At 47.2% G+C, this 8,477-nt stretch carries 9 protein-coding genes; 3 read left to right on the plus strand and 6 right to left on the minus strand.

The window, feature by feature from the left end:
• Together JHC35_RS07080 and JHC35_RS07085 are read left to right on the plus strand one after the other, a co-directional pair.
• A partial coding sequence (locus tag JHC35_RS07080) for a HigA family addiction module antitoxin (protein ID WP_295043479.1) occupies positions 1 to 350 on the plus strand: 350 nt, incomplete at its 5' end.
• A gap of 22 nt (positions 351 to 372) precedes the next feature.
• Positions 373 to 3,180, plus strand: a complete 2,808-nt coding sequence (locus JHC35_RS07085) for a helicase-related protein (protein ID WP_295043482.1) — start codon at positions 373 to 375, stop codon at positions 3,178 to 3,180.
• A 1-nt stretch (position 3,181) separates the two neighbouring features.
• On the opposite strand, the gene JHC35_RS07090 is transcribed toward JHC35_RS07085, so the two are convergent.
• The 6 genes from JHC35_RS07090 to JHC35_RS07115 all read right to left on the minus strand — a co-directional run bounded on the left by JHC35_RS07090 (position 3,182) and on the right by JHC35_RS07115 (position 7,747).
• Complete coding sequence (locus JHC35_RS07090) at positions 3,182 to 3,808, minus strand: DNA-binding protein (RefSeq protein ID WP_295043484.1); 627 nt, start codon at positions 3,806 to 3,808, stop codon at positions 3,182 to 3,184.
• On the minus strand, positions 3,805 to 4,758 hold the full coding sequence (locus JHC35_RS07095; RefSeq protein ID WP_295043487.1) for an HD domain-containing phosphohydrolase: 954 nt from the start codon (positions 4,756 to 4,758) through the stop codon (positions 3,805 to 3,807). Before JHC35_RS07095 ends, JHC35_RS07090 begins: the two co-directional genes overlap by 4 nt.
• An 11-nt stretch (positions 4,759 to 4,769) precedes the next feature.
• The gene (locus tag JHC35_RS07100) at positions 4,770 to 5,267 is read right to left on the minus strand and encodes a YajQ family cyclic di-GMP-binding protein (RefSeq protein ID WP_294916922.1); all 498 of its coding nucleotides are present in this window, start codon (positions 5,265 to 5,267) and stop codon (positions 4,770 to 4,772) included.
• A gap of 64 nt (positions 5,268 to 5,331) precedes the next feature.
• Positions 5,332 to 6,027, minus strand: coding sequence for a 2Fe-2S iron-sulfur cluster-binding protein (locus JHC35_RS07105; protein ID WP_295043490.1), 696 nt, complete (start codon positions 6,025 to 6,027; stop codon positions 5,332 to 5,334).
• Positions 6,027 to 6,167, minus strand: coding sequence for a hypothetical protein (locus tag JHC35_RS07110; protein WP_295043493.1), 141 nt, complete (start codon positions 6,165 to 6,167; stop codon positions 6,027 to 6,029). The genes JHC35_RS07105 and JHC35_RS07110 overlap by 1 nt, the downstream gene beginning before the upstream one ends.
• The gene (locus tag JHC35_RS07115; RefSeq protein WP_295043496.1) at positions 6,146 to 7,747 is read right to left on the minus strand and encodes an FAD-dependent oxidoreductase; all 1,602 of its coding nucleotides are present in this window, start codon (positions 7,745 to 7,747) and stop codon (positions 6,146 to 6,148) included. Before JHC35_RS07115 ends, JHC35_RS07110 begins: the two co-directional genes overlap by 22 nt.
• 101 nt (positions 7,748 to 7,848) lie before the next feature.
• Between JHC35_RS07115 and JHC35_RS07120 the strand changes: the two genes are divergently transcribed.
• Positions 7,849 to 8,477 (plus strand): AEC family transporter (locus JHC35_RS07120; RefSeq protein WP_295043499.1); only part of this gene is annotated, 629 nt, incomplete at its 3' end.

An 8,477-nucleotide genomic window follows, 5' to 3' on the forward strand; every position in this document is an offset into this window, starting at 1 on the left:
TTACATTTAACGTTATAGGGATTAAACTATCTATATCAATCGACAATCAAGAGGGAACTATGTCTACAACGCCCATCCACCCCGGAGAAATACTCCAAGAAGAGTTCTTAGAACCCTATAGCCTCAGCCAAAACGCGTTAGCTAATGCTATCGGCGTATCCCCCCGCCGTGTTAATGAAATCGTCAATAAAAAGCGATCTATTACCGCCGATACGGCGCTACGCCTCTCGATCTATTTCGGTACGACTCCCGATTTCTGGCTCCATTTGCAATCCAAATACGATTTGGAAATGACCAAAGAGAGCGCATGGGATAAGATCCGTTCAGAAGTTAAAGGACGGGTGGCGTAGTTTGGCTAAGAAAAAGAAAAAAATGATCAAACTCAACCAACAGATTCGCCACTACTTCGGCGATGAAGGGTTCGATGAGGGGATAGAGCGCGTCCCCACCGATGTGCTCATCGCTTTGGCGCATACGCTCGGAATATTTAACGGAACCACCGACAAAGCAACCCTCATCAAAACATTCCGCCGTTTATGGTCGGAGGGGGAGAGCGACAATCGTGAAATGATCGTTGCGTTTTTCAAACACGAGGGGAAAATCTATCCCAATCCTAAACCGCGCGAAAAGCCGCATGAGCGGGAAGAGAAAATCGATGAGCTGTTAGAAGCGTTCGAGATCACTGACGCAGAACGGCGCGACCTGCATGCGGCGTTTATCGATACCCGTACCCGTAAAATCACCCCCGAAAAAATCGCCGCCAAAATTGAGCATATCCGCTATACCAAAAAACGTGAAATGCTCGAAAAAGCGTTAGAGGGGAAATTCGACTACGATGATACCTTGGAGTATTACGCTCCGATCACCTATAACGTAGGCGGTGAGAGCTTTACCAAAATCCATGTCCTCAAAACACCGCCCCTGAATGAAAAGCGGCTCCACCAAGAGGCGTTAGATATTTTAGTACCGGAAATCAATGCGCTAAAAACAGCACTAACACACCAAAAACAAGAACAAACCAATGCCTTTTTAAACAGTCTCAATCTGGACATGCATCGCTATCTTAGCCGCGAGCAGATTATTTCTTCCCTCAAAAGCGCACCTCCCTCAACCCAAACGTTTGGCATTCTCGCCACAGATGTTTTAGCGGATGTTTTGACTCATCATTTACACACTCCTATCACCTCCATCGGGAGTGATGATTTGATCATTGAAATCAAAAAATCGCTCAGCCTGCCGTATCGAGATGTACCGTTAGAATACACCCTAGCGCTTCATCTCGATGCCCGTGAACTCAGTCGCCAAATATGGGATGAAGAAGAGTTGAGCATCGCTACGATGATTGAAACACAAAGCAAGGACGATGAGAGAGCCTTTTTAAGTGAATTGGAACATCTGGTGGATGAGTGCCGCGAACGCTCCAAACTGCTGGAGATGGACAATATCTATCTCTACGGCATCATCTATGAGCTCCTGCTCCCCTATCTAACTCATACTCCTCACATCAGCGCCAAAACATCACGACGCGTTTTGTTTGCCTTCGATCAGCGCATAGCCGGAGAACTTCTCAAACGTCAGCGCCAAGCGCTGTTAGCCCGAACCGTACGCGATTTTAAAAACCTCTTCCCCCTCGCCCGTTCACTTCGCCGTCGTTTGATCTTTCACACCGGACCGACTAACAGCGGTAAAACCTACACCGCGTTCGAGCATCTCAAAAAAGCGGGGACGGGATACTATCTCGCACCTCTGCGGCTGTTAGCGTTAGAGGGGTATGAGACCCTTCGAGAACAGGGGGTCAGCGCATCGCTTATCACAGGAGAAGAACAGCTCCTCGATGAGGATGCCACCCACATCAGTTCCACCATCGAAATGCTCAGCTTCGAAAGCGAAGTGGACGTATGTGTCATTGATGAGGTGCAAATGATCGACGATCGCGATCGGGGATGGGCATGGGCGAACGCCATCATCGGCGCACCCGCGAAAACGGTGATTATGACAGGATCACCCAATGCCCGCGAAGCGATTATCGCGTTAGCCGAATATTTGGGCGAGCCGTTGGAGATTGTCGAATTTGAACGGAAAAATCCTCTTGAACTGCTCAAAACCGCTACACCGATCAATGCCATAGAGCCTAAAACCGCTGTGATCGCCTTTACCCGTTCCAATGCCCTTCGTCTTAAACAACAACTCTCCAAAACCTATCGAACCAGTGTCATCTATGGCAATCTCAGCCCCGAAGTACGCCGTGAAGAGGCGCGCCGCTTCCGCGAAGGGGAGACCGATATTCTCGTCGCGACCGATGCGATCAGTATGGGATTGAATCTCCCGATCAAAACGCTGCTTTTTTCGAAAGCCGATAAATTCGACGGTCAAAACCAGCGCAACCTCACCGCGACCGAAGTACGCCAAATCGCAGGGCGTGCGGGGCGCTACGGTCTGAGCGAAAAGGGGTATGTCGGTGCCCTCACTCCCGATGTATTACGCACCATTTCCTCCCTTTTTACCAAGAATATCGAACCTATCGCGTTACCCTTCAACGTCATGGCAAATTTTGATCATATTATGCTTGTCTCGAATATCTTGGAGGAAAAGTCTCTCTCCGCTATCGTCGATTTTTTCGTCCGCAATATGAAATTCGAAGGGCCGTTTCGTGCCGCGAATCTCGAATCGATGCAGGAAGCTTCGGCCATCGTCGATCGTTATGATCTGGACATGCGTACCAAATACACCCTCGCCACCGCACCGCTCTCCACCTCATCACCGCTCGTGATGGCGGCGTTCGAGCGCTATGTCAGAGCGCTGGAGCAGAAAAAACCGATCGCCTATATTCCGCCGCAACGGTTAGGAAACTACGCATTATCGATGGAGGAGCTTCAAGAGGCGGAGGATCGAATCAAAGAGATCAGCTTGTATCTGTGGCTCTCGTATCGTATGGCTGAATTTTTCGTCGATGCGGAGAAAGCAAGGATGTTTAGGGGAGAGCTGAACCGATTTATCGAGACTTCACTTCAACAAAGTCACTTCGTCCCTCGATGCAAAACCTGCGGGAAACCATTGGCTCCCAATGCCGAATTTGCGATCTGTCAAAGCTGTTTCAACAACCTCAACCGTGCCAAAGCACAACAATCGCGTGCAGCTGGGGGAGAGAAACGCTACCCTCCGAAACGGGAGCGGCGGTAATTTAGCGTAAGAGATCCGAATAATCGTATTCGGATGGATTCAAATAAATCTTCCCGCTGCGAACCATTAGACGGCTATCTTGATCCGCTAACGCTTCAAAACGGCTTTTGATCTTCTTTTTCTCTTTGTCACTGTAGCGTTTGAGCTTCAAAAACGATTTCAAGGAGACCCAATTATCGACCGACCCCTCTACAACATCCGCATTAATAGCATCCATCGCATTCGCCTCTTCCATCACCGTATCGGTATTCACATGGGAAAGAAACTTTGTCGCAACCACGTGCAACACACTTCGCAACTGTGCATCACGCTCTTTGTAAATCTGCTCTACCTTCACCCGCTCATCAATGAGCATCTGCTCACGCTGATCTCGTAAGCGTGTCGTCTCCTTCTCAAGACTATCCACTTTTTCCCGCAACCGTTCATTCTCTTGTTCGATGTATTGGGTATAACGGTTGTCGTTTGCGATGTTAGCCGAAGCAGCATTCCCTTTTGCCGACTCTACCGCTACGTATTTGACCCCATTATCCACGATACAATCCAAGCTGCCCCGTCGGATACGGTTATGAATCGCTTCTTTGGAGACATTAAAGTATTCCGCCGCATCGGCTATAGTCATCTTTTTCATGAATTTCCTTGCTTATGTAACATCTTGATAAATGCATTGACGATGTCCATATCCAAATGCTCAGACATCTGTTGTTTCATCAATAAAAGCGATTCGAAAGAGCTCATAGGATCTTTGTAAGAACGTTTGGTCGAAAGAGCATCAAAAACATCGCACACACCGATGATACGGGCAAAATAACTGATTTGCTCCCCTTTGAGATTATCAGGATAACCGCCCCCTTGTATCTTTTCATGGTGATGACGGATTCCGCTCAAAATCCGCTCATCATCAATTCCCAACTTGAGCGCAATTTCATGCCCAAATGCGGGATGACACTTCATGTGAGCAAACTCTTCATCGCTGAGTTTACCGTTTTTATTGATAATCTCATAATCGATTTTGCTCTTACCCAAATCATGTAGCACGGCAGCCATTCCCAAAACCTCTAAATCTCTCCCTTTTATCCCCAAAAAAACCCCTAAACTGAGGGTATAAATACTGACATTAAGTGAGTGGGTATGGGTGTAATAATCATGTGCCGTGATTTTCATCAACGATTCAACCGCACTGCCGTCATTGAGTATCATCTCAAGAGTAGCATGGACAATATCTTCAGCTTGTTTGACATTTTCAAGCGATTCGGGATTTTTGAACATGGCATCGATTGTCTCGGTTGCCCGTTCATACACAATCTTTGCTTTTTGATCGATAGGAATATCACTGTTTTTTGCGATGCTTTGAAGATGGCGAGCTACATACTCTCGATATAACACTTCATCTTCTTCGCTGATGTACAACCCTTCGATTTCTCGCAATTTGACTTTTGCCGTCCCATCAACCGCCGTATCGCTCTGTAAAAAAAGGCTCATCGCTGTTTTGGTTTCATTCGGTAAAAATAGATTAAATCCGATCTGAGACCCTTCGGTAATGAGCCTCTTATCAATTCGCTTGTATTTTTTAGCTTTCATTGCATCCGCTTTTATCGGAAATTATCAAACACGAGAGGCGCTTCCCACTCCATCGCTTTGATCGCGCCCATGATTTTTTGAAGTTCATCGATTTGTTTGGATTTTACGCGGATATGCTCCCCTTCGATTTGAGCCGTTGCTTTCGTTTTGAGATTTTTAATCTCCGCTACGATTTTTTTCGCCTCTTTCGCATCGATAGTATCTACGATTTTGTAAGTTGCTTTTCGTGTTCCGCCACTCGCATCTTCGGTTTTAAGTTCATTAAGCGCTTTGGATGAGAGCCCCCGTTTGATCAACTTGGCTACAACAATATCTTTGAGCGCATCGAGTTTGTTATCACTGGAAGCAAGAAGGATCAGCTGCTTCTCTTTTTCACGGTAGTTGATCTCATACGTAATCCCCTTGAAATCATAACGCCCGATTACCTCTTTTTCGGCTTGGGCGATCGCGTCTTTGAATGCCTGAAGATCAATTTTTGCGGAGATATCGAGAGAGTGTTCAGATGCCATATGTGTTTGTCCTATAAAATTTTATTTTATTGCACTTAGTATAACACATCCAAACCTTAATGTTTTAAAAATCCCATCCTCCCAAATCAAAGCCGCCCCCGAAATTCATTGTCGGATCGGGATATCCCATCATCACGCTTTTGGTTCGTAGCATCGTTATATCTTGTTTGGGAGCAATCCCCTGAGGGCAAACAGGAACGCACGCGCCGCAAAGGGTACAATCCCAAATCCCGTTGCTCTGAACTGCTGCCATTTTTGATTCGATACCCGACTCCCGCGGATCGTTGACATATCGCCATACCCGTGTTAGCGCAAAAGGACCGATAAAATCAGGGTTTGCAGTATAGACTGGGCAGGCACTAAAACACGACGCACAAAGAATACAATCACTCTGGGTCTCGATCCGCTCCATTGCCTCAGCACTTACACGTTCGTTCGAATTTTTTTCACTCCACGCTTCTCCCGCACGGTTAAACCGCTCGACCATAGAACCATCAACCACCAAATCCCGAATTACACGGGCGTTACGGATCGGTTCAACCACGTCCCCATCGCTGGGCTTGTATTCACACATCAGTTGCTCACGCCCGTTAACACGAACCGCACAGCTTCCGCACACGGCGCTACGACATCCATGCGAATAGGTGAGGGTTGGATCGATTTTGGTTTTGATGTGATTGAGAAGTGTTAAGAGTGTAACATTTTCTAACTCGACGTTATACGTTTGTGGAACTTCACCGCGCTGGATAATTATTTCCATCAATCACACCACTCTTTCTCATATTCTTCGTCATCATCGTCATATTCATCATCACGTTCACCCTGAGTCAGTCGAAGGGTGCGCTCATAGTTCGACAAGCTCACCACGAACGGTTGCTTCACTTTACAAAATCGGCACATAGTACTCCATCCTCTTTCCATGTAATTGTATGCGCACCGAACATCATATCATTTCGCTGCGGCGCATCGATGCGATAATGGGCTCCACGGCTCTCAACGCGGCTAATCGCGCTCACCACAATCATCTCCGCCAACTCGATCTTATTTCCAAATTCGATAAATTCGACCAGATTCGTATTGCACACTTTAGATTTGTCACGCGGTCCCATAAACGGCAACTCTTTTTGCATCTGACGAATTGCTCCCAAAACCGCTTTGAGCCCCATGTCATCGCGCACCAAACCGACATTGTTATAAAAGATATTCGCCAACATCTCCTGTTTTTGATAAAAATCGATCTGGTTGGTGAAGTACATCACCCCTCGGACAAAGTTGGTGTCTTTCGCTAACTGCAGGTTTGGTGTGTCAGGAACAGGATGTTTTAGCGCATACTTGAGCGCTTCTTCTCCGCAATGACGCCCGTATACAACGAGTTCGAGAAGTGAATTCCCGCCTAAACGGTTAGCTCCATGTGTTTTGTGGTTAGCGCACTCACCAACAGCAAACAGTCCCGAAATACTGCTCATGCACGTTTCATTCACTTCGATTCCCCCCATGCTGTAATGGGCAGCAGGTTTGATCGGGATAAGCTCATGCACAGGATCAACCCCTTCGTAAATTTGCGCTAACTTTCGTTCTTGCGGGAGTTCATGATCGATAAAGTTCTCTCCCAAATGACGTATATCGAGATAGACGGCACCGCTTTGAGCCATCTCATCGTGAATCGCCCGAGCTACCACATCACGCGGTGCCAGTTCGTCGGTAAAACGCTCTTTATTGGCATTAAGCAAATATCCCCCCGCACCACGTGCACTCTCGGAGATCAGGATTGATGAGTTTTTAAGTGCCGTAGGATGAAACTGGATAAACTCCATATCAGCGAGTTTTGCACCGGCGCGTACCGCTGCAGCAAGTCCATCCCCCGTTGCTTGTACGGAATTGGTGGAGTGTTTGCCATAAAGTGCCCCGTATCCACCGCTCGCCATAATCACCGCATCGGCACGGATCTCTTCAACCTCGCCCGTTTCAATGTGCAAGAATGTCGCCCCTAACACACGGTTAGTCGCTTCATCAACGATTAGGTTGAGCAAAAACCTCTCATTCTCAAATACAATACCGGCGCTCAAACACTGGTCATAGAGGGTATGCAAAAGCTTTAATCCCGTGTAATCCTGAGCATAACACGCGCGAGGTGCACTCGCTCCGCCCAAACGCCGACGGGCAATTTGCCCATTTTCGTCACGGCTGAACGGTAAGCCGATGCGGTTGCACCACTCTATCGCTTCCGGTGCTTTTTCACACATAAATGCGATCCGTTTTTCATCTCCCAGTCCTGCAGACGACCTAAGTGTGTCTTCTATGTGATCTGCGATACTGTCATCACCATCTAAAACGGCGTTCATACCGCCTTGTGCCATCGACGTTTGAGAACGTGTCGGGAGAGTTTTAGAGACGACAACTACCTCTGCTCCCGCTTCGTGCGCTGAAAGTGCGCTCACCAAACCTGCACCGCCGCTGCCGATAATCAATACTTTTGCCATTGTATGACTCCTTATTATCGCGATTGTACCCCATAGGGTGTTAGCGGTGACTCAAAAAACAACACTAATTTTTTCGCTACAATACACATCAAAAAAAGACAATGCAAACTTTATTCTCTATTATGGGTATCTACCTCTTTATCGCTGTCGGATATGGAGCCAAATGGACATTCAAAGAAAAGATCGATGATCGCACCATCACCTTGCTCAGCGTCTATTTTTTACAGATATTTCTCACCTTTTGGGGACTTCTCAAACGTCCCATCGATACCGAACTCCTCTTTGCTCCTGCGCTTTATTTGGGGATCTCCCTTTTAGCACTGCTACTAATGATCCCTTTGGCAAAAATCCTTTTTCACAACCCCAAAGAGCGCTCCATCGCCACAGTAGCCGCATTGATCGGTAATACAGGCAATTTGGGCATTCCTTTGGGCATTGCATTGTTCGGAGAGATGAGCGTCCCCTATCTCACCCTCATCAATCTCGTCAATGTTTTCGTCGTTTACACCATCGGAGTTTTTTATTATTCACGCGGAGAATTTAGTGTGCGCGACTCACTCATGAATATTCTCAAGCTTCCCGTACTCTGGGCGGCGATGATAGCGATTGCACTGAATCTTATCGGATATATTCCCAGCCCTTCTGTCGATAAAACACTCATGATGGGGGCGTATGCTTCGATGACCATGCAGTTGGTGCTGTTTGGGATTTATCTCTACGGAATCAAACT

Origin of the sequence: Sulfuricurvum sp. (genome assembly GCF_022759005.1) — a bacterium.
GTDB lineage: Bacteria > Campylobacterota > Campylobacteria > Campylobacterales > Sulfurimonadaceae > Sulfuricurvum.